This is a genomic window from Cryobacterium glaciale (assembly GCF_004402535.1).
In the GTDB taxonomy this organism is placed as follows: Bacteria; Actinomycetota; Actinomycetes; order Actinomycetales; family Microbacteriaceae; genus Cryobacterium; species Cryobacterium glaciale.
The window spans coordinates 240074-258401 of the sequence record NZ_SOEY01000030.1 but is presented as its reverse complement, the minus strand read 5'-3'; the positions used below and the strand labels follow the sequence as shown (position 1 = coordinate 258401).

18 protein-coding genes are annotated in these 18328 nt (G+C 65.7%); 2 read left to right on the top strand and 16 right to left on the bottom strand.

The genetic code is table 11. The features are described from left to right. Window positions 1–128: 128 nt before the first annotated feature. From dnaG to recO, 7 genes are all read right to left on the bottom strand, one after another. Window positions 129–1994: a DNA primase gene (dnaG, locus tag E3O06_RS15650; protein WP_134504291.1), complete on the bottom strand. Its 1866-nt coding sequence runs from the start codon at window positions 1992–1994 to the stop codon at window positions 129–131. Window positions 1995–2310: 316 nt separating this feature from the next. Beyond that, window positions 2311–3561, bottom strand: coding sequence for a deoxyguanosinetriphosphate triphosphohydrolase (locus E3O06_RS15645; protein ID WP_134504290.1), 1251 nt, complete (start codon window positions 3559–3561; stop codon window positions 2311–2313). Then, window positions 3554–4732 (bottom strand): tRNA dihydrouridine synthase DusB, encoded by a 1179-nt coding sequence (gene dusB, locus E3O06_RS15640; RefSeq protein WP_134504289.1) that lies wholly within the window; start codon window positions 4730–4732, stop codon window positions 3554–3556. Before dusB ends, E3O06_RS15645 begins: the two co-directional genes overlap by 8 nt. Window positions 4733–4869: 137 nt before the next feature. Next, a complete protein-coding gene (locus E3O06_RS18215) occupies window positions 4870–5001 on the bottom strand; it encodes a hypothetical protein (RefSeq protein WP_255453633.1) in 132 nt (43 codons plus the stop codon). Between the two features lie 84 nt (window positions 5002–5085). Continuing rightward, the gene (locus E3O06_RS15635) at window positions 5086–5775 is read right to left on the bottom strand and encodes a DsbA family oxidoreductase (RefSeq protein ID WP_134504288.1); all 690 of its coding nucleotides are present in this window, start codon (window positions 5773–5775) and stop codon (window positions 5086–5088) included. A gap of 100 nt (window positions 5776–5875) precedes the next feature. Continuing rightward, the gene (locus tag E3O06_RS15630) at window positions 5876–6709 is read right to left on the bottom strand and encodes an isoprenyl transferase (RefSeq protein ID WP_241980266.1); all 834 of its coding nucleotides are present in this window, start codon (window positions 6707–6709) and stop codon (window positions 5876–5878) included. After that, window positions 6706–7428 carry a DNA repair protein RecO gene (recO, locus tag E3O06_RS15625; RefSeq protein WP_134504287.1) on the bottom strand — a complete coding sequence of 241 codons (723 nt, stop codon included), beginning with the start codon at window positions 7426–7428 and terminating at the stop codon, window positions 6706–6708. Before recO ends, E3O06_RS15630 begins: the two co-directional genes overlap by 4 nt. Window positions 7429–7597: 169 nt before the next feature. Between recO and E3O06_RS15620 the strand changes: the two genes are divergently transcribed. Then, window positions 7598–8290 (top strand): hypothetical protein, encoded by a 693-nt coding sequence (locus tag E3O06_RS15620; protein ID WP_174843243.1) that lies wholly within the window; start codon window positions 7598–7600, stop codon window positions 8288–8290. A 116-nt stretch (window positions 8291–8406) separates the two neighbouring features. Here E3O06_RS15620 and leuA read toward each other — a convergent pair whose 3' ends face one another. The 9 genes from leuA to hrcA all read right to left on the bottom strand — a co-directional run bounded on the left by leuA (window position 8407) and on the right by hrcA (window position 17496). Continuing rightward, window positions 8407–10173, bottom strand: a complete 1767-nt coding sequence (leuA, locus tag E3O06_RS15615; RefSeq protein ID WP_134504286.1) for a 2-isopropylmalate synthase — start codon at window positions 10171–10173, stop codon at window positions 8407–8409. 180 nt (window positions 10174–10353) lie between these two features. Beyond that, entirely contained in the window at window positions 10354–11271 is a 918-nt protein-coding gene (era, locus tag E3O06_RS15610; RefSeq protein WP_092112387.1) for a GTPase Era, read from the bottom strand. Next, window positions 11268–12605 (bottom strand): hemolysin family protein, encoded by a 1338-nt coding sequence (locus E3O06_RS15605; protein WP_134504285.1) that lies wholly within the window; start codon window positions 12603–12605, stop codon window positions 11268–11270. The genes era and E3O06_RS15605 overlap by 4 nt, the downstream gene beginning before the upstream one ends. Then, on the bottom strand, window positions 12605–13069 hold the full coding sequence (ybeY, locus tag E3O06_RS15600; protein WP_092112383.1) for an rRNA maturation RNase YbeY: 465 nt from the start codon (window positions 13067–13069) through the stop codon (window positions 12605–12607). The genes E3O06_RS15605 and ybeY overlap by 1 nt, the downstream gene beginning before the upstream one ends. Further along, a complete protein-coding gene (locus E3O06_RS15595) occupies window positions 13066–14079 on the bottom strand; it encodes a PhoH family protein (RefSeq protein ID WP_134504344.1) in 1014 nt (337 codons plus the stop codon). Before E3O06_RS15595 ends, ybeY begins: the two co-directional genes overlap by 4 nt. A 43-nt stretch (window positions 14080–14122) precedes the next feature. Continuing rightward, a complete protein-coding gene (locus tag E3O06_RS15590; RefSeq protein ID WP_134504284.1) occupies window positions 14123–14500 on the bottom strand; it encodes an HIT domain-containing protein in 378 nt (125 codons plus the stop codon). A 67-nt stretch (window positions 14501–14567) separates the two neighbouring features. Beyond that, window positions 14568–15308, bottom strand: a complete 741-nt coding sequence (locus tag E3O06_RS15585) for a 16S rRNA (uracil(1498)-N(3))-methyltransferase (RefSeq protein WP_134504283.1) — start codon at window positions 15306–15308, stop codon at window positions 14568–14570. A gap of 1 nt (window position 15309) precedes the next feature. Continuing rightward, window positions 15310–16413, bottom strand: a complete 1104-nt coding sequence (dnaJ, locus tag E3O06_RS15580) for a molecular chaperone DnaJ (protein ID WP_134504282.1) — start codon at window positions 16411–16413, stop codon at window positions 15310–15312. Between the two features lie 63 nt (window positions 16414–16476). Continuing rightward, window positions 16477–17496 carry a heat-inducible transcriptional repressor HrcA gene (gene hrcA / locus E3O06_RS15575; RefSeq protein ID WP_134504281.1) on the bottom strand — a complete coding sequence of 340 codons (1020 nt, stop codon included), beginning with the start codon at window positions 17494–17496 and terminating at the stop codon, window positions 16477–16479. A 240-nt stretch (window positions 17497–17736) separates the two neighbouring features. Here hrcA and E3O06_RS15570 point away from each other — a divergent pair, with 240 nt between their 5' ends. Then, complete coding sequence (locus E3O06_RS15570; RefSeq protein ID WP_134504280.1) at window positions 17737–18237, top strand: DUF4870 domain-containing protein; 501 nt, start codon at window positions 17737–17739, stop codon at window positions 18235–18237. Window positions 18238–18328: the final 91 nt, after the last annotated feature.

Below are 18328 nucleotides of genomic sequence, written 5' to 3'. Positions count from 1 at the left end.
GAATTCGCAGATCGCCACGATCAACCGCAGCTTCTTTACATATCTGCAACAATCACGGGCTCATGTGTTGCAGTTTGAGATTTTGCGCTCAGATGTTGGTGCCGCAGGCAAAGAGACCGGTGGCCGGGTCATTCGTCGCGGAGGGCTCGTCGCTCGGCTTCGACCCGCACCAGTTCGCGCTGGAGGGTGCGGTACATCTCGGTGTCGGCGGCATCCGCTCGTTGGAGGCGGCCGAGCAACTCGGCCTTGAGCCGGAGCAGGTCCTTGTCGATGAGCACGATCGTGATATCGCGTACGTAGCGGGCGACGTCTTTTTCGGTGCGTTCGGGCAGGTTCGCCATGGCGAGTTCCTGCACGAGGTTCTTGAAGGTGTCTGGCACTTCGGAGACCACCCGATCGAGCCAGTCGGTCGCTTCGAAGTGCGCCAGACTGGCGGCGATCGCGTCGCGCACGACCGCGAGTGAACTGTTCGCAAAGGATGTCTGCACCGCGCTGTCGAGGATGTCCCGGCCGATCAGAGTGGGCCGTTGCAGCATGGCCATGAGGCCGTCCCGTTCGAGCCGGGTGACCGGGTCGGTCGGCAATTCGACGAGCGAGAACGGACGCTCCGGCAACACTTCGACCACCCCGGCATGCCGGGGCGCGTTCGGGCCGCCGCTCGCCGAGGCCCGCGCGCCGGACTGGGCGTTGGTGACGGCCTTCGCGACGTCTCCCATGTCGACGCCGAGCATGCGGGCTAGTTCGCGCGTGTAACCGGGCCGCAGCACGGGATCACGAATTTCGCCGACGACGGGGGCGGCGGCGCGCAGTGCGGCGGCGCGACCCTCGACGGTGTCGAGGTTGTACTGGGAGAGAATCTGCCGAATCATAAACTCGAACATGGGCTTCTTGGAGTCGACCAGCCGACGCACGGCGTCATCACCGCGCTGCAGGCGCAGGTCACAGGGATCGAGTCCCTCCGGTCCAACCGCCACGTAGGTTTGGGCGGAGAACCGCTGCTCTTCGCTGAACGCACGCATGGCGGCCTTCTGGCCGGCGGCATCCGGGTCGAAGGTGAACACGACTTCGCCGACGCCCGAGTCGTCGCCGAGCACCCGCCGAAGCACCTTGATGTGGTCGACGCCGAAGGAGGTTCCACAGGTGGCGACGGCCGTCGTGATGCCGGCCAGGTGGCAGGCCATCACGTCGGTGTAGCCCTCGACCACGACGACCTGGTGGCTGCGGGAGATGTCGCGTTTGGCAAGGTCGAGCCCGTAGAGCACCTGGGCCTTGTGGTAGACCGGCGACTCCGGGGTGTTCAGGTATTTGGGCCCTTTGTCATCGTCGAGCAGTTTGCGGGCGCCGAAGCCGATGGTCTGGCCGGTGATGTCGCGAATCGGCCAGACCAGACGGCCGCGGAATCGGTCGTAGATTCCCCGGTCGCCGCTGGAGACCAGGCCGGAGAGGGTCAATTCTTCGGTGGTGAATCCGCGACCGCGCAGGTGGTTGGTGAGCTCGTCCCAACTCTTCGGCGCGAAGCCGACGCCGAAGCGGGTCGCGGCGGCCGCATCGAAACCACGCTGGCCGAGGAAGGCCCGGCCCACGTCGGCGCCAGCGCTGCCGAGCTGGTCGATGAAGAACTCGGAGGCTGCCTGGTTGGCAGCGAGCAGGCGGGCGCGATTGCCATGGTCGGGGGCTGCGCCGGAGCCGTCTTCGTAGTGCAGATCGAGGCCGACCCGGCCGGCGAGGCGTTCGACGGCTTCGCTGAAGCTGACGTGGTCCATCTTTTGCAGAAAGGAGTAGACGTCGCCGCTTTCACCACAACCGAAGCAGTGGTAAAAACCAACCTGCGGGCGCACATGAAAGCTCGGGCTGCGCTCGTCGTGGAAGGGGCAGAGGCCCTTCATCGAACCGACGCCGGCGGACTTCAGGGTGACGTAGTCACCGATGATGTCGGCGATGTTGGTGCGGGCCTTGACCTCTTCGATGTCACTTTGTCGAATCAGTCCAGCCATGTCTGAATTCTATCTTCTCGGTCTGACAGGTTCGGTTCCGCGTGGGCGACGGCATTCCTCTACGTGGCCGTTTTCGAGACCGGTGGGAATGGGATATCCGCTCCTCGCTCAGACATCGAGCATTTCCGGGAACACCGCCCCGGAAACACTCAAAACTCGCAACCCCCGCGGACACCCCACCCCCGCCGCGGTTCAGAACGTGTTTGGCGCTGGGCCCATGTTCAGAAATTGGGCCCATGCTCTATCGTGGGCCCGGTTTCCGGGCCCGGGCCCGGAAAGGGTTGGTGGGAAGGGTTAGGGAGGTTAGGGACGCGGGCTAGCCCTGCACCAGGCGCTCGTACCAGGCCAGCGCGGACTGGTCGGTCAGGCTTGCGACCTGGTCGACGATGACGCGCTTGCGGGCGGCATCGTCGGTGGCAGCCTGCCAGTCCTCGCGAAAACCGGGGTCGAGGTGTTCGTCGCCGGACTGATGCAGGGTCTCGGCGAGCAGGGTGAGCACCTGCCGCTGCTGCACATAGATGGGCTTGCGGGTGTTGCGGGTCATGACGAACGCGGCGACGATTCCCTTGAGCACCGAGATTTCGGCCTGAATCTCGCGCGGCACGATCACGTTGGCCCCGAAGCGCAGCATGTTCGCGCCGGGATGCGCCTCCTTGGTGGCGTGCACGGCGGCACCGCTGAACCGGCCGATGAGCTGGCTCGTGAGGTTCTTGAGGTGCCCCTGGTCGCGGCGCCCTGCGGTCCAGGAGTCCATCCAGACATCGAGGGAGTCGAGCCGGTTGAAGGCGGTCGCGAGATCGTCGGCGCTGGTTTCGTCGCCGATCCATTCCGACATCGTCGCGAGGAGTTCGTCGTGATTAACACGACTACTCAGTGCTGCCACGTCGACGTATCCGTTGACGATGGCGTCTTCGAAGTCGTGCACGCTGTAGGCGATGTCGTCGGAAAGGTCCATCACCTGGGCTTCGATGCAGAGCTGACGATCGGGTGCGCCCTCGCGCAGCCACTCGAACGCGGCGATGTCGTCCTGGTAGAAACCGAACTTGGCACGCCCACTCGGGTCGTAGACCGAGGATCCCTCTGGCCACGGATATTTGCAGCTCGCGTCGAGACTCGCCCGGGTGAGGTTGAGGCCATAGCTGTGGCCGTCGGGGCCGAACACCTTCGGTTCGAGCCGGGTGAGCAGCCGCAGGGTCTGCGCGTTGCCCTCGAAGCCGCCGATGTCTTCGGACCACAGGCTGAGCGCCTTCTCACCGTTATGGCCGAACGGCGGATGCCCGATGTCGTGCGCCAGGCAGGCGGTATCGACGATGTCGGGGTCGACGTTGAGGCGTGAGGCGATTTCCCGCCCGACCTGGGCGACCTCGAGCGAGTGGGTCAGCCGATTGCGGGCAAAGTCGAGACCGGCCGTGGGGCTGAGCACCTGCGTTTTGGCCGCGAGGCGGCGCAGGGCGCTCGAATGCAGCAGGCGCGCCCGGTCGCGGGCGAAATCGCTGCGCCGCGAGTAGTGCTCTTCGGGAAACCAGCGGGCCTCGTCGGTCTCGCTGTATCCGGTCTTGTTAGCCACCGCTGGTGTCCCCTTCGCCCTCGGTCAAATTCAGTCGTTGCGCGCCGAGAAGGTCCTGCGACTCGAGCCAGCGCTCCGGCAAGGACGGCTTCTTCGGTGTTCCCGCGCGACCGCGCGGCCCCTCGACGTCGGCGCCCGGGTAGGGCAGCGACGCGTCCAGAGTTCCGAGCAGGTCATCGAGCTGCGCCAGGGACTGCACCATGGCCAGGCTCGAACGCAGGTCACCACCCACCGGGTAACCCTTGAAGTACCAGGCGACATGCTTGCGGATGTCGCGGCAGGCACGGTCTTCGCTGTCGAAGTACTCGGTGAGCAGTTCGGCATGGCGGCGGAACGCGTTGATGACCTGGCCGAGGCCCGGCTCGGCCTTGAGTTGTTGGCCGCGGAACGCCGCGGCGAGGTCGCCGAACAGCCAGGGACGGCCGAGGCAGCCGCGTCCGACCACGACACCGTCGCAGCCGGTCTCGCGCACCATGCGCACGGCGTCGTCGGCTGACCAGATGTCGCCGTTGCCGAGCACCGGCACATCGCTGATCGCGTTCTTGAGTTTTTCGATGGCGGACCAATCGGCGTGGCCGGAGTAGAACTCCGCGGCCGTGCGACCGTGCAGGGCGATGGATGCGACGCCGGCTCCGGCAGCCGCCTTGCCGGCTTCCAGATAGGTGAGGTGGTCGGCGTCGATGCCCTTGCGCATTTTCACGGTGAGCGGAACCGCGCCGGCCGCGGTGACAGCGGCTTCGACTATCTGACGGAACAGGCCGATCTTCCAGGGCAGGGCCGCTCCCCCGCCCTTGCGGGTGACTTTGGGCACCGGGCAGCCGAAATTAAGATCGATGTGGTCGGCGCGGTCCTCGGCGACGAGCATCGTCACGGCTTCGGAGACCGTTTTCGGGTCGACACCGTACAGCTGGATGGACCGGGTGGTTTCGCTCTCATGGTGGGTGATCAGCCGCATCGTCTCCGTGTTGCGTTCCACGAGCGCCCGCGAGGTGATCATTTCGCTCACGAACAGACCGGCACCATATTCTCGGCACAGCCGACGGAACGCGGTATTCGTGATGCCGGCCATCGGCGCGAGCACTACGGGTACGTCGAGGGTGAGCGGGCCTATTCGCAGCGGTTCGACTGCTGGCGGCGCGAGCGTGTCAACGGTGGGGCTGGATGAAGTCATGGTGCGTCAATTCTCCCAGAAAGCGAGGGATCCGCTAATCGGCCAGGGCAAGACCGCAGACGGCGCACAAAAGCGCAGCTGCCCGGCCGGTTGAACAGGCCGCGCGACAGCTGCGCTTTCGAGAACAGAGGTCGAGATCAGCTGCAGCAACCGCCACCGCAGCAGGAGCCAGCGGCCTCGTCGGTCGCCGCGGCCGCGCCGAGGAGTTCAATGGTGGGACGGCCGGCAGCATCGGTGAAGACGGGCGGGGTGGTAACGGTGTCGCTCATGGGTGTTCTCCTGATCAATTGGGTGAAGCTGATGCGGCCGACTCGGTCCGCAGCTAGGCTACGCGAGTTCGCTGGGTACTGCTGCTACGCGGCGGTGTTGTTCGCCGAACCGTCGGCCGTGCGGTCTGCGCTGGCCTGGCCGAGGGCCTGCGCGAACGCGGCCGGATCTTGCGCGCCGGAGATGCCGTAGCGGCCGTCGATCACGAAGAACGGAACGCCCTGGATGCCGTATGCACCGGCCTGCGCCACGTCGGCCTTGACCGCGGCGAGGTGCTCGTGGGCGGTGAGTGACCGCACCACGTCGGCCCGGTCGAGTCCGATCTCGGACGCGAGGTCGGCGAGGTCCTCGATGCGTCCGACGTGGCGACCGTCGATGAAGTAGGCCCTGAGCAGGCGTTCCATCATGTCGAGCTGGCGACCGTGGGCCTTGGCATAGTGCAGCAGTTCGTGCGAGATGACCGTGTTGGTCTGGTGCACCGAGTCGTAGTCGTAATCGAGGCCGACACTCGCGGCAATCGCGGTTACGTTCTCGAGCATTTTCTGCACCTGGTCGATGGGCATGCCTTTGCGTTCGCTCAGGTAGTCGACGGCGTTGCCGACATAGTCCACCGGAGTGTCCGGCGAGAGTTCGAAGCTGTGATATTCGACCTCGACTTTTCCATCGAACAGTTCCACGCCGGCCCTGAACTTGCGTTTGCCGATGTAACACCAGGGGCACTGTACGTCAGACCAGATGTCGACCTTGATTGGGGCGACGCTGTTCAGAGGGCTCATCGTGGATGCGGTCGTTGTGGTCGTACTCGTGTCAGTCACACTCGGTCAAACGGGGCCTCACGCCCTTGTATTCCCCGTTCGGAATATTGGCAGGGCCCGTTCAGGCGGTAGGGGCGTCGACCGCGCCACCGTAGCGCCGGTTGCGCGAAGCGTAGATTTCGACGGCGTGCCAGAGGTCGACCCGAGTGAAATCGGGCCACAGGGTGTCGAGAAAGACCATCTCGGCATAAGCACTCTGCCAGAGCAGAAAGTTGCTCGTGCGCTGCTCTCCCGAACTGCGCACGAACAGGTCAACGTCGGGCAACTCCGGCACATACAGCTGCCGGGCGATGGCTTTCTCCGTGATGCCCGACGGCTTCAGCCTGCCAGCGGCGACGTCCTCGGCCAACGCGCGCACGGCATCCGCTATCTCGGTGCGACCGCCGTAGTTCACGCACATCGTGAGGGTGAGCACGTCATTTCCGGCGGTCAGTTTCTCAGCGAACTGCAGTTCGTTGATAACGGATGCCCACAGCTTCGGCTTGCGCCCGGCCCACTTGATGCGCACCCCCCAGTCGTTGAGCTGGTCGCGGCGGCGATGCAGCACATCGCGGTTGAAGCCCATGAGAAAACGCACCTCGTCGGGCGAACGTTTCCAGTTCTCGGTGGAGAAGGCGTAGACGCTGAGGTGCTTGACCCCGATCTGGATGGCGCCGGCGACGACGTCGAGCAGGGCGGCTTCGCCGGCCTTGTGCCCCTCGACCCGGGTCAGACCCCGGCCGTTGGCCCAGCGGCCGTTGCCGTCCATGACCACGGCGACGTGCTCCGGCACGGCCTTGCGGGGCAGCTCGGGCGGGTAGAGGCCGGTCCAGTCGAGCGGTTGGAATGGGACCGCGTCGCGGTGCTTGACCGGCGCGTGCGTGGAGCCTCTGTGGCCGAATAGACCGGCCATCATCGGACGACGTGTTCCAGCGAGCGAAGCCCGCGACCCAAATGCCACTGCGTGTAGGCGGCAACGACGCCAGCCGCCTGGCTCTGGGTGCGTTCGGGGCTCGCGCTCGCGTGCTCCCAATCGCCGGTGAGCAGGGCGCTCAGCAAGCCGATCGTGGCCGCATCGAGGCGGGGCGAACCGGGCGCGGCGCAGGAATCGCAGACGATCCCGCCGAGCTGCACGACCATCGCGCTGTGCTCGCCTACGGCGCCGCAGCGGGCGCAGTCCTGAAAGCTCGGGGCCCAGCCGGCCATCGACACGGCGCGCAGCAGGTAGGAGTTGAGGGTGAGGTGGGAGCCGTGTTCCTGGCGCGACAGCGATCGCAGCGCACCGACCAGCAGCAGGTACTGCTGCAGCGACCCCTCGGATTCGGTGAGTTTGTCGGCGGTTTCCACCATGACGCTCGCCGCGGTGTAGCTTCCGTAGTCGGCGGTGATCAGGGCGCCGTAGGAGCCGAGCGACTCGGCCTGGGTGATGATGTCGAGGTTGCGGCCCTCGTACAGCTGCACGTCGGCGACCATGAACGGCTCGAGCCGGGCACCGAATTTGGAGCCGGTGCGGCGCACTCCCTTGGCGACGGCGCGCACCTTGCCGTGAGCTCGGGTGAGCATGGTGACAATGCGGTCGGCTTCACCCAGCTTGTGGGTGCGCAGCACGACGGCTTCATCTCGGTAGACAGGCACAGGTAATTATCCCACTCTGCCGGGACGACGCGGTCACGGCGGGCCGACCATTCAACGCGACGGCATTTTGGTCGCTGAATTTCTGTCACTAGTCGTGACTGGCACTGGTTTTTCCCGCCGGACGGGGGGAGACTTAGGACACGTAGTCCCCGTGGTATGGAGGTTTTTCATGAAACCAGTCCAGGGCAGTCTGCCCGACATTATGCCCGTGCTGTCGCGTGGCAAACACCGCACGCCCAAGAGCGGCGGCTGCTTCATGGAATTCGCCTCCTATCTCGCTGGCGAGTCCTGGAGCGACCACCCCGCCTGCACCCATCCGGTATTGGCATCGCTGGCGCGCATGGTCAACGACTGCAGTTCCGACGACTCGAGGTCGCGGCTGGCCCTGCTGATTCCGTCGGTGATCGGCCTGACCGGTTCCGACAGGCGGATCGAGGTCATGGTCGCCCTGCGTACCGGTTGTGAAGCGCTTCCGGTGGCGAGTCTGGATCGTCAGCGCGCGCTCGCCGTGGGGGTGCTGACCTGCGAGCGGAACGCATCCGTTCTTGATCCGGCACTGGCCGAGCGGGTGCGACCGCTCATCCGGGCAGCCCTCGATCAAGCGCCCGATGCCGAACGCTGGGCCCGCGACTTCATCGGCAGCGTGCACTCCTGGTCACACACCAAGTTCACACCGCGCACCGCCGACACGATCATTCGCGTCGGCGTGCAGGGCATCGGCGAGGCCTGCATTGCCGACCCCGACGCCCGGCTGTATACCCTGCTCGAGCGCGCGATCGACGACTGCCGCTCGCTGCTCGGCAGCGCTGTTCTCACTGCCAGCACGACAGATCGAACGGTGCACCTGCCCGCGCTGGCCTAATCATCGCTAGCCCGACACCGCCATGACCGCACCCGGATGGTGCAACGAAAGCCCAGACTCAGTGATGAGGCTGGGCTTTCGTGTGTGCTCAGTTGGTGCGAGCGGATGCGCGCTGCTTAGACGGCGGCCAGTTCCAGGTCGCCGACCTCGGCGCGGATGCCGCGGTTGACCGCGGAAACGACCGACTTGAGCGATGCGGTGGAGATGTCCGCGTCGATGCCGACGCCCCAGTAGCGCTTGCCGTTCACGTCGAGCTCGACATAGGCGGCCGCCTGCGCGTCGCCGCCGGCTGAGAGAGCGTGCTCCACGTAGTCGTACAGGGTGATCGCGATGCCACGTTCGGCCATGACGCCGAGGAACGCGTTGATCGGGCCGTTGCCGGTACCGGTGGCCTGCGCCACGGTGTCGCCGTCGCGCAGTTCGACGGCGAGGTCGACCGTTCCGGACAGGTCGCTCGACGTGCGGGTGGAGTGCAGTTCGAATCGACCCCACTTGGCTTCGGGGTTCTTGATCGTGGCGGGCAGGTACTCGTCATTGAAGACGTCCCAGATCTGCTCGCTCGTCACCTCGCCGCCCTCGGCATCGGTTTTGGCTTGCACGACCCCGGAGAACTCGATCTGCAACTTGCGCGGCAGGTCGAGGGCGTGGTCGGTCTTGAGCAGATAGGCGACACCGCCCTTGCCGGACTGCGAGTTGACCCGGATCACGGCTTCGTAGCTGCGGCCGAGGTCCTTCGGGTCGATCGGCAGGTAGGGAACGGCCCAGACCAGGTCGTTGACGGTGCAGCCCTGCTTGGCAGCGTCGGCGTCCATGGCCTCGAAGCCCTTTTTGATGGCGTCCTGGTGGGATCCGCTGAACGCGGTGAAGACGAGGTCGCCGGCCCACGGGTTGCGTTCGGGCACCGGCAGCTGGTTGCAGTACTCGGCGGTGCGCTTGATCTCGTCGATGTTGCTGAAGTCGATCTGCGGGTCGATGCCCTGCGTGAACAGGTTGACGCCGAGGGCGACGAGGTCGACGTTGCCGGTGCGCTCACCGTTGCCGAACAGGCAGCCTTCGATGCGGTCGGCGCCGGCCAGGTAGCCGAGCTCGGCGGCGGCGATCGCGGTACCGCGGTCGTTGTGCGGGTGCAGCGAGATGAGGATGTTCTCGCGCTGGGTCAGGTGACGGCTCATCCACTCAATGGAGTCGGCGTACACGTTCGGGGTGGCCATCTCGACGGTGGCCGGCAGGTTGACGATGACCTTGCGTTCCGGGGTCGGCGCGAGGATCTCGACGACCTGGTTGGTGATGTCGACGGCGAAGTCGAGCTCGGTGCCGGTGAAGCTCTCCGGGGAGTACTCGTAGTAGATGATCGTGCCGGGAATGGTCGCTTCCATCTGCTTGCAGAGGCGCGCCCCGAAAAGGGCCAGGTCGACGATGCCCTGCTTCTGCTCGCGAAAGACGACCTCGCGCTGCAGGATGCTCGTGGAGTTGTAGAAGTGCACGATGGCCTGCTTGGCCCCGGTGATCGCCTCGTACGTTCGCTTGATCAGGTGCTCGCGGGCCTGGGTCAGCACCTGGATGGTGACGTCGTCGGGAATGGCGTTCTCGTCGATGAGGCTGCGCACGAAGTCGAAGTCGGTCTGGCTCGCCGAGGGAAAGCCCACCTCGATCTCCTTGTAGCCCATGCGCACGAGCAGATCGAACATGATGCGCTTGCGCTCTGGACTCATCGGATCGATGAGCGACTGGTTGCCGTCACGCAGGTCGACCGCGCACCAGCGCGGGGCGACCGTGATGTGTTTGCTCGGCCAGGTGCGATCGTCGAGGTCAACGGCGAACTGCTCGTGATACGGGCGGTAGCGGTGGATCGGCAGTGTGGATGCGGTCTGATTGTTCTTCATGGTCCTGTTTCCTCGTGGGTGTCGTACAGCCAACGACGAACTCCGCGACGAGGGAGGCCTCAGATTAGGACTCGTCGCGGCAGCTAAGGAGGAGCGCACCGTTCAACACGATTTCAGGCTAGCACCGTTTGGCAGCGCTGAGACCACGGTTTGCTGCCCGCTCACCAGCGGCCGGAACGACTAGAAGCCGAGACGACCGAGCTGCTTCGGGTCGCGCTGCCACTCCTTGGCGATCTTGACCCGCAGTGACAGGAACACCCGCTTGCCGACGAGCGGTTCGATCTGTTTGCGCGCCCGGGTACCGACGTCCTTCAGCCGGCTGCCCGACTTGCCGATGATGATGCCCTTCTGGCTGTCCCGCTCCACGAACAGGTTGGCGTAGATCTCAACCAGTTCCTGGTCGTCACGCTCGATGATGTCGTCGATGGTCACGGCGATGGAGTGCGGCAGTTCATCCGTGACGCCCTCGAGGGCGGCCTCCCGGATGAACTCCGAGATGCGCGATTCGAGTGTCTCGTCGGTGACCGCGTCGGCCGGGTAGAGCGGCGCGTCCGCATACGGCAGGAGGCGCAGTAGTTCGGTGGCGAGGGTGTCCAGCTGGATGCGGCTGGTCGAGGAGATCGGCACGATCGCCTCCCAGTCCCGCAACTGGGAAACGGCCAGAAGCTGGTTGGCGACATTGGTTTTGGAGGACGCATCAATCTTGGTGACGATGGCGACCTTCTTGGCCCGCGGGAAGGCATCCAGTTGCTCGTTGATGAACTTGTCCCCCGGGCCGATCGGCTCGTTGGCCGGAATGCACAGTCCGATCACGTCGACGCCGGCGAGCGTCGCCGTGACGAGGCTGTTGAGGCGCTCACCGAGGAGGGTACGCGGGCGGTGGATGCCGGGAGTGTCGACCAGGATGAGCTGGCCGTTCTTCTGGTGCACGATGCCGCGAATGGCGCGGCGAGTGGTTTGCGGCTTCGACGAGGTGATCGCAACCTTCTCGCCCACCAGCGCGTTCGTCAGGGTGGACTTGCCCACGTTGGGGCGTCCCACGAACGAGACGAATCCCGCTCGGTACCCGCTCGGGTGGGGCTCGGTTGCTCCGGTCATGACCGTTCTCCTTCATCATCTGACACTGTTTTTGGGGTACTCGTCGGTACCGTGAGGAATGCGGTCTGCGCATCGATCAACGCCGCATCGCGTTCCACCAGCACGGTGCTGATGCGCTTGCGGCGGCCTTCGGTGCGTTCGGCGGTGAGGTTCAAGCCGCTCACCGAGGCGACCGACCCGGCCACGGGCAAACGTCCGAGGGCCTTGGCCAGCAGACCACCGACGGAATCGACGTCGTCGTCGTCGAGTTCGAGGTTGAACAGCTCGCCCAATTCATCGACCGGAAGCCGGGCGCTCACCCGAAATTGCCCGCCCCCGAGGTCTTCGACCTCGACCACGTCGCGGTCGTACTCATCGGAGATATCGCCGACGAGCTCCTCGATCAGGTCTTCGAGGGTGACCAGGCCGGCGATTCCGCCGTACTCATCGACGACCATGGCGAGGTGGTTGGACTCGAGCTGCATCTGCCGCAGCATGTCGTCGGCCTTCTTCGACTCGGGCACGAAGACGGCCGGCCTGGCCAGATCGGCCACGGTGAGCTGGAGGGCGTTGATGGGCCGTTCGAACACCAGCCGGGCCACGTCGCGCAGGTACAAGATGCCGGCCACGTCGTCGACTTGCCCGTCCAGCACGGGCAGGCGGGAGGTTCCGCTGCTCAGGAACAGACCCATGGCGGCGTCGATGCTCGCGTCGGCGTCGATGGTGATCATGTCGGTGCGCGGAATCATCACCTCGCGCACGACCGTGTCGCTGAACTCGAAGATGGAGTGGATGAGTTCGCGGTCGTCTTCTTCTATTACGTCGAGTTCGGTGGCCTCATCGACCATGCTGAGCAGCTGGTCTTCAGAGGTGAAGGTGGTGAGTTTGGTGCGTCCCGGAGTGACCCGGTTACCGAGGGCGACCAGCGCGTTGGCGATCGGTCCGAGCAGCACGCGGGCGATGTGCACGAGCAGGGCGGTCGCGGTCAGCAGGCCGACCGGGTGGGCGCGGCCGACGCTGCGCGGGCTCGCGCCGACCAGCACGAACGAGACCGAGGTCATGATGAGCGCCGACAGCAATAATGCCAGCCAGAGGGCGTCGATGGTCGTCGCGAAGACAAGGGTCACCAGCACGGCCGCGGTCGTCTCTGCGGTGATGCGGATGAAGTTGATGGCGTTGAGGTGCGCACCGGCATCGTCGGCAATCGCCTGGAGCGATCGTTTGGCGCGATGATTCGCCACCAGGCCGGCGATGTCGGCGCGGGATTGGCCGGTGATCGCCGCATCGACGGCGGCCATCAGACCGGCAAAAATGACCAGGACGACGGCCGAGTACATGAACCACACGATGTGCATCAGTGGCGTTGTCGTTCCTGCATGGCGAAGCCGATGAGGATGTCGCGCTGGATGCCGAACATCTCCTTCTCTTCCGCCGGTTCGGCGTGGTCGAAGCCGAGCAGGTGCAGCACGCCGTGGGTCGTCAGCAGCAGCAGTTCGTCGAGGGTGCTGTGGCCGGCAGTCTCGGCCTGCTCCTTGGCGACCTGCGGGCAGAGCACGATATCGCCGAGGAGTCCCGGCGGGGTCTCCTGCTCCTCGGTACCCGGGCGGAGTTCGTCCATCGGAAAGCTCAGAACGTCGGTGGGGCCGGGTTCGTCCATCCACTGCACGTGCAGCTGCTCCATGGCACCCTCGTCGACGAGCACGATCGCGAGTTCGGCGTCGGCGTGCACGTGCATGGTGTCGAGCGCGAAGGCAGCGAGGCGCAAAATGGCGGCTTCATCGACGGGGATGGTCGACTCGTTGTTGATTTCGATGCTCAACTGGAACTCCGTTTCGGGTTGCGGCCGGACGCAGGAGTGCGCTGCGGGCCGCGGGTGGCGAATTCTCGGGCTTCGGCACTCTCTTGGCGGAGGGCCTGCTTCTGCGCGTCGTAATCGGTGTAGGCGTCGACGATGCGGCCGACAAGCGAGTGCCGCACCACGTCGGCGCTGCTCAGGTAGGCGAAGTGGATGTCGTCGATCCCGTCGAGCACGCGGGTGACCAGTTTCAGGCCGCTCGTACCGGCCGGCAAATCGATCTGGGTGACGTCGCCCGTGATGACCATCTTCGACCCGAAGCCGAGCCGGGTCAGGAACATCTTCATTTGTTCCGGCGTGGTGTTCTGGGCTTCGTCGAGTACGACGAAGCTCGCGTTGAGGGTGCGACCACGCATGTAGGCCAGCGGCGCCACTTCGATCGTGCCGGCGGCGAGCATCTTGGGAATCAGTTCGGGGTCGAGCATCTCGCCCAGGGCGTCGTAGAGCGGCCGCAGGTAGGGGTCGATTTTGTCGGTGAGGGTGCCGGGCAGAAAACCGAGCCGCTCGCCGGCCTCGACCGCCGGGCGGGTCAGGATGATGCGCTCAACCTCCTTGTTTTGCAGAGCGCGCACCGCCTTCGCCATGGCCAGGTAGGTCTTGCCGGTACCGGCCGGGCCGATGCCGAACACTATGGTGTTGTCGTCGATCGCGTCGACGTAGTCCTTCTGGCCGATCGACTTGGCCCGGATGCTCTTGTTGCGGGCCGTCAGGATGGGGGCGCCGAGCTGGGCGGAGGGACTCACGGAACTGTCGGCGGCGAGCATCCGTGCGGATGTGGCGACCTCGGTCTCGCCGAGGTCGTGGCCGGTGCGCAGGGCGAGTTGCAGTTCGTCGATCAGGCGGCGCACGGCCGCGACGTCGTCGGCGCTGCCGCCGAGGGTGACGTCATTGCCGCGCACGTGCACGTCGACGTTGGGGTAGGCGGCCTCGATGGTGCTCAGGTAACGGTCGTCGGGGCCGAGCAGGCGCACCATGGCGACGCCGTCGACGGAGAAGCGCAATTCTGCCTTGTTCGAATCAGAGTGCGCCAAGCGAGTCCTCCCCCAGCGATTCGGTTGGTTGAGAGCTGCCCAGGACGTGCGCGTGCACGTGGAACACGGTCTGACCGGCGGCGGCCCCGGTGTTGAAGACGAGGCGGAACTGCCCGTTGGTGCGAACGGCTGCGATCTGCTCGGCCACGGCGACGAGTTCGGCGAGCAGGACCGGGTTGCCGGCGGCAAGTTCAACCACGTTCTGGTACTGCGGGTCTTTGGTGGTCACGACGACGTGCACCGGGGCTTTCGGTGCGATGTCGAGGAACGCGATGATGTGTTCGGTCTCGGCCACGATCGTCGCCGGAATCTCACGCGCGATGATGCGGCTGAAAATGGTCGGCTGGGCGCCAGAAGAAGACATGCCTCTATCTTAAGCGGCGCTGCCAGCGGCCCGCGCTACCAGCGGCACACACACCCACCAGCACGGGCTACCAACGGCCGAGCGTCGCATTGAGAATCGCGAGAGCGGCCGGACCGGCGGTCGAGGTGCGCAGCACGGTGTCGCCGAGGCGTACCTGGGTAGCGCCGGCCTGCTCGAGCAGCAGCAGTTCGGCCGGGGAGATTCCGCCCTCCGGGCCGACGACGAGCAGGATATCGCGGTCATCGGTGGGCGCGGCCACCTCGGTGAGGCGACGGGTCGCGGTCGGTTCGAGCAGCAGCATCCGGGTGGTGGCCGCGAGTACGGCGAGCTGTTTGGTGCTGGCCAGCGGGGCTACACCCGGCAGCCAGGCCCGGATCGACTGTTTGCTGGCCTCGCGCACGATGCTGCTCCAACGCTCGTGGCCCTTGGCGATCTTCGCGCCCTCCCACTTGGTGATGGAGCGGGCGGCAGACCACGGAATGACGCCGTCGACGCCGAGTTCGGTGGCGGCCTGGATGGCGAGTTCGTCACGGTCGCCCTTGGCGAGGGCCTGCACCAGGCGGATGCGCGGCGTCGCAGCCGGCGTCTCGCTCGCGTCGTCGACGCGCAGGGTCAATGCCGCAGCCTCCGCCGTCAGCACCGTCCCCGCCAGCAGCAACCCGGCCCCATTGCCCAGCCGGAGCCGGTCCCCGGGACGCACCCGACTGACCGTGACCGCGTGGCGAGCCTCGGCGCCGTCGACGGTCACGACCTGCCCCGGGCGACTATCGATCGTGCGGAGCGTTTCCTGCAGGTAGAAATGTGCCACCTTAGCCGAGGAACCGGTCGCGCAGCTTGGCGAACAGGCCCTGCTGGTACTGACTCAGCGTGGGCGCCGGGGCAGCATAGCGGGCGGCGAACTGCTCGATCAGCTCGCGTTCCTTGTGGTCGAGTTTGCTCGGGGTGACCACGTGGATGCCGATCTTGAGGTCGCCACGGCCGCTGCCGCGCAGCTTGGTGATGCCGCGGTCCTTGATCGTGAGCACCTCGGAACTCTGCGCGCCGGGTCGGATATCCACTTCGATGTCGCCGTCGAGGGCCTTCACGGTGACGCTCGTGCCGAGTATGGCGCTGGTCATCGGCACGTCGAGCGAACACATGAGGTCGTCGCCGTCGCGGCTGAACACGTCGTGGTGGCGCACCTTCATCTCGAGGTACAGGTCACCGTTGGGGCCGGCGGCGGGGCCGGCCTCGCCGCTGCCGGGCATCTGCAGGCGCAGGCCGGTGTCGACTCCGGCCGGAATGTCGACCGGGACCGTGCGGCGGGCGCGCACGCGGCCCTGGCCGGAGCAGGTCATACACGGTGTGGCGATGATGGTGCCGTAACCGCGGCAGGAACCGCACGGGCTCGACGTCATGACGTTGCCGAGCAGGGAGCGTACGGCTCGCTGGATGCTGCCGGTACCGTGGCAGATGTCGCAGGTGATCGGTTGGGTGCCGGGAGCACAACACGAGCCCTGGCAGGTGGCGCAGACGATCGCGGTGTCGACCTCGAGGTCACGGTGCGTGCCGAAAATGACCTCGTCGAGGTCGAGTTCCACCCGGATGAGGGCGTCCTGGCCGCGTTCGCGGCGGGAGCGCGGGCCGCGGCTGCTTCCGCCGCCCCCGCCGAAGAAGGTCTCGAAAATGTCACCGAAGTTGCCGAAGTTTTGCCCGTCGAAGCCGCCGTTCTGGCCGCCCTGGTCATACTTCTGGCGCTGTTTCGCATCGCTCAGCACGTCATAGGCGTGCGTGATGCTCTTGAACCGTTCCGACGCCTCGGCGCCGGGGTTCACGTCGGGGTGCAGTTCACGGGCGAGGCGGCGGTACGCCTTCTTGATTTGATCGGTGGTCGCGTCGCGGTCAACGCCAAGCGCTTCGTAGTGGTCAGCCAAAGGTGGCTCTCCTTGAGGATGTTGTTCGAATTGGGTCGGTGCCGCAGCGCGGCCAGGAAAAATCTAGGTCTCGCCGAGTAAGCGGGAGAGATAGCGGGCGACGGCGCGCACCGCCGCCATATTGTTGGAGTAGTCCATGCGGGTGGGCCCGAGCACACCGAGTCTCGCGAGGTTGCCGCCTGCGGTGTAGCCGCTCGTGAGCACGCTCGCCTCTGGCAGACCGAAGGCCGCATTCTCGCGGCCGATGCTCACCGAGACGCCGTGCTGGTCGGTCTCCATTTCGGAGAACAGGCGCAGCAGCACCACCTGCTCTTCGATCGCTTCGAGCACCGGATAGATGCTGCCGGAGAAGTCGTCCTCGGTGCGCACCAGGTTCGCGGCTCCGGCCATGACGAGCTTGTCCTGGCGGTTGGCGCCGATCTGGTCGGCGAGGGTCTTCGCGATCAGATCGACGATCGGTTGCAGCGCCGGGGATCCCGGCCAGACGCTCGCGGCGAGGGCCACACTCGCTTCGGCCATTCCGAGCCCGACGACGGCGACATTCAGACGCGCACGCACCTCGCCGAGCGTCTGCTCGTCGAGCGCACGTGGCAGGTCGATCACCCGCTGTTCCACCCCGCCGGAATCGGTGATCAACACCGACAGGATGCGCGTCTCGGTCAGCGGGACGAACTCGATGTGGCGCACCTTGGCCCGGGACAGGGAGGGGTACTGCACGAGGGCGACCTGGTGCGTGAGCTGCGAGAGCAGTCGCACGCTGCGCACGAGCACCTCGTCGAGGTCGGCGGAATGGCCGAGAAAGGTCTCGATCGCCTGACGTTGGGCTGGCGTGAGCGGGCGCAGGTCGGCGAGGTGATCGACGAAGACCCGGTAACCCTTATCGGTGGGAATGCGTCCGGAGGAGGTGTGCGGCGCCGCGATCAACTCTTCTTCCTCGAGCAGGGCCATGTCGTTGCGGATGGTAGCGGCGGAGACTCCGAACGCGTGCCGGTCGACGATGGATTTGGACCCGACGGGTTCACGGGAGGCGACGTAGTCCTGCACGATGACGCGCAGAACATCGAGGCCACGGTCGGAAACCATTGCGCCCGCCTTCCTGATTCTTGGGGTACTGCTCCACTCGAGCGGATGTGCACCCCCGCGCGCGCCGGTGGGCACGCTGGAACGCAGGTTTGTCGGCACGTCGTTGGCACTCGCATCCGCTGACTGCTAAGTCTATCGCGACCGGCAGAGTTCCGGCTGAGCGCGCCCATTGCCAGTATCCCGAAGCGAGCGTTTAATTACCGCTGTAGGCTCCCACCGCTTTGAGCGAAAGGCACGATTATGAGCGATCCACAGGCACAACCCCCCGGCGATCCCAACTACCATGAGCCGAATGTCGGTCAGCCACAGTATGGCCAACCGCCGAACGGCCAACCGCAGTACGGACAACCACCTGCCGGCGGCCCGTACGCCACCCCCGTCGTTGCGGCTCCCCTCTCGGAGGCCGACGATCGCCAGTGGGCTTCGCTGGCGCACCTCGGCGGCATCCTGAGTTTTCTGCCGGCCCTGATCATCTGGCTGGTCTTCAAGGATCGCGGTCGTTTCACCAACACGGAGGCGAAGGAAGCGCTGAACTTTCAGATCACCCTGCTGATCGGATATGTCGCGATCAATGTGGCCTCGTTCATCCTGGCGATCGTCACCTTCGGGATCGGCGGGCTGCTCATCGGTCTGGCCTGGCTGCTCTGGGTGGCCGGGGTGATCTTATCGATTATGGGCTTTCTGAAGGCCAAGGACGGCCAGAACTACCGGTATCCGTTCGCCCTGCGTTTACTTAAATAGGCCTGATCAAGTAGCCCGCAGCGACGTGTGGGCAGCGGGGCGATTAGTCTGGAGGTCACTGGCACCGCCGTGCCAGTGACCGGGCGTAAAC